The organism is Microbacterium sp. MRS-1 (assembly GCF_000585455.1).
GTDB lineage: Bacteria > Actinomycetota > Actinomycetes > Actinomycetales > Microbacteriaceae > Microbacterium > Microbacterium laevaniformans.
Genome location: NZ_JAUF01000092.1, coordinates 1 through 2,100, shown reverse-complemented (window position 1 = coordinate 2,100; position 2,100 = coordinate 1). Strand labels below are relative to the sequence as shown.

Genomic DNA, 2,100 nt, shown 5'->3' with positions numbered 1-2,100 from the left:
TCCAATCGTTGAGTGTTCACTTTTCAAGCGCCGCTACTGTCCAGTTTTCGAGCGCCGTCGACACATCTGGGCAATTTCGGAACGCGCAGGCGGTGGATTCTACGAGGACGGCCACCGCTGCCCGGGTGAACCGGCGACGGTGGACCTCCTCGCTTCCGCTGCGGGACGGTTGGCCGCTGCGGAGTACACAGTCCCAGGCCAGGACTTTCGGGTCGACTTGCGGCGTTTCCCGGCACAACCAGAAGACGGGTTCGTGCTCATCCCCGCGTGACCAGGTCTCGCGGGGATGAGCACGAACCCCTGAAACCGAGGCGCAACCTGGCTTTGGAGACCCCAGTTCGCTTTGTCTTCTTCATGCGTCAGAGCCCGAATGCCCCGCCGCTGATCAGGATGAAGATGCCCAGGCCGATGAGAACGATTGGGAACAGGATGTGCTCCCAGCGTTCCAGGATTTCCGCGATCCGACGTCTGGTGGCGATGAATTTGGCCACGAACACCAGGACCGCAACGAGAGCGAGGAACACAACACAGTATGCGACCACGGCGGCAGGCCCCACACTGAGGAAAACTGGAACGTAAACACCGATGTTGTCCCCGCCGTTGGCGAAGGTGACTCCTGCCACGGCCCAGACAGCGACCTTCCTGCCTTCAATCTTGCCCTCATCATCGTCGTCATCGTCATGCCGCCGACGCCACGCCTGCCAGGCCGCCCATAGCCCCAATCCCAAGGGGATCAGGCCGAAGTATGGGATGACCTCAGGAGGCAGGAACGCTCCGGCGCCGAGGGCTACGAGTACGGCAGCGCCGAGAATACCTGCGAACCCCAGATACTGTCCAACTAGGATCCGAACCGTCGTGCCTCGCTGCCCTGCACCCCGGGCGAAGAACAGTGAGAGCACGATGATGTCGTCGATATTCGTGGCAAGGAACAGGCCGATCGCTTGCAGGATCGAGAGCAGGATCATATGTGCACCTCCGCCGTGCATTCCGAAACAGCGCAGGAAGGGTCGATGCAGGTCGCTTCGTGATCCACAGCCAAGGTCGTATCCAGCAGAGCGGTAAGCGCACGGGTGAGACGGGGGTCTGCGACCTCGTACCGCGTTCGGCGGCCCTGAGGTTCGGCCACGACGATGCCGCAGTCGCGAAGGCAGGTCAGGTGGTTAGAAACGTTGGACGGACTGAGATCCAGATCGCGGGCCAGTGCCGCAGGATAGATCGGGCCGTCAAGCAGGGTCATGAGAATGCGTGAACGTGTCGGGTCGGCCATTGCTCGGCCGAGCCGGTTCATCACGTCCAATCGATCGGTTATAGTCAGCACCCAATGAACATACACGCTTCGCTGTATGATTGCCAAAACCGTTCCTTCCATATCGCGATGGGTGAAAGTTGTCACAGTTCGGGCGTCGTGAATCCTTCTTCGGCTTGTTCCTCATGCTGAGTGGCATCATCGGGGTGACGGCATCGATGGCACTGTCCGTCGAGAAGATCGAAAAGCTGGCGAAACCCGACACGGACCTCAGTTGTGACTTTTCAGTGCTGGTGCAATGCTCCGCGAACCTCGACAGCGCTCAAGGGGCCGCCTTCGGAGTTCCCAATCCGTTCCTCGGGTTGGTCGGATTCGCGCTCGTGTTGTGCATTGGAGTCGCACTGTGGGCGGTACCTCACTTTGCCCGCTGGTTCTGGGTACTGTTCAATTTCGGTGTCGCGGGGGCGTTTGCGTTCGTGGTGTGGCTGATTGGGCAGAGCATCTATGTGCTCGGCACGCTCTGTCCCTGGTGTCTGGTTGTGTGGCTGACGACGCTCCCGCTGTTCTTCTTCGTGACGGCTCGGAACCTGCGTGAGGGCGTCTTTGGTCGCAGGGCAAGACGAGTCGGTGCGTTGTTGTGGCCGTGGATGACGCTCGTGACGGTCGCCGCATACCTAGTGGTCGCCGTGCTCGCTCAGCTCCGCCTGAATGTCCTGGCGAGCATCATTTAGCCCGAGGGACCCATATTCGGCAGAAGCTACTTCTCGCGGGTGGAGGTCGTCGTCGGTTTGGGGGCCTTGACCCCGGATCGTGGACACGGTGTCATTTCGGTTATGCCGCTTCCGTGAGGGTAG

At 60.6% G+C, this 2,100-nt stretch carries 3 protein-coding genes and 1 pseudogene; 2 read left to right on the top strand and 2 right to left on the bottom strand.

What is annotated here, in order from left to right:
* Positions 1 to 271: pseudogene (locus AS96_RS15800) on the top strand (hypothetical protein); the annotation flags it as partial.
* A gap of 88 nt (positions 272 to 359) precedes the next feature.
* Here the strand turns inward: AS96_RS15800 and AS96_RS13630 are convergent.
* Both AS96_RS13630 and cmtR read right to left on the bottom strand, forming a co-directional pair.
* Positions 360 to 965, bottom strand: coding sequence for a cadmium resistance transporter (locus AS96_RS13630; RefSeq protein ID WP_026529674.1), 606 nt, complete (start codon positions 963 to 965; stop codon positions 360 to 362).
* The gene (gene cmtR, locus AS96_RS15125) at positions 962 to 1,318 is read right to left on the bottom strand and encodes a Cd(II)/Pb(II)-sensing metalloregulatory transcriptional regulator CmtR (protein WP_026529675.1); all 357 of its coding nucleotides are present in this window, start codon (positions 1,316 to 1,318) and stop codon (positions 962 to 964) included. The genes AS96_RS13630 and cmtR overlap by 4 nt, the downstream gene beginning before the upstream one ends.
* A gap of 68 nt (positions 1,319 to 1,386) precedes the next feature.
* On the opposite strand from cmtR, the gene AS96_RS13625 reads away from it, so the two are divergent.
* Entirely contained in the window at positions 1,387 to 1,977 is a 591-nt protein-coding gene (locus tag AS96_RS13625; RefSeq protein ID WP_036290854.1) for a vitamin K epoxide reductase family protein, read from the top strand.
* Positions 1,978 to 2,100 lie beyond the last annotated feature (123 nt).

What these genes read in the sequence shown, in the direction of transcription:
- AS96_RS13630 (WP_026529674.1), bottom strand. Translation starts at nt 965, where the DNA reads ATGATCCTGCTCTCGATCCTGCAAGCGATCGGCCTGTTCCTTGCCACG.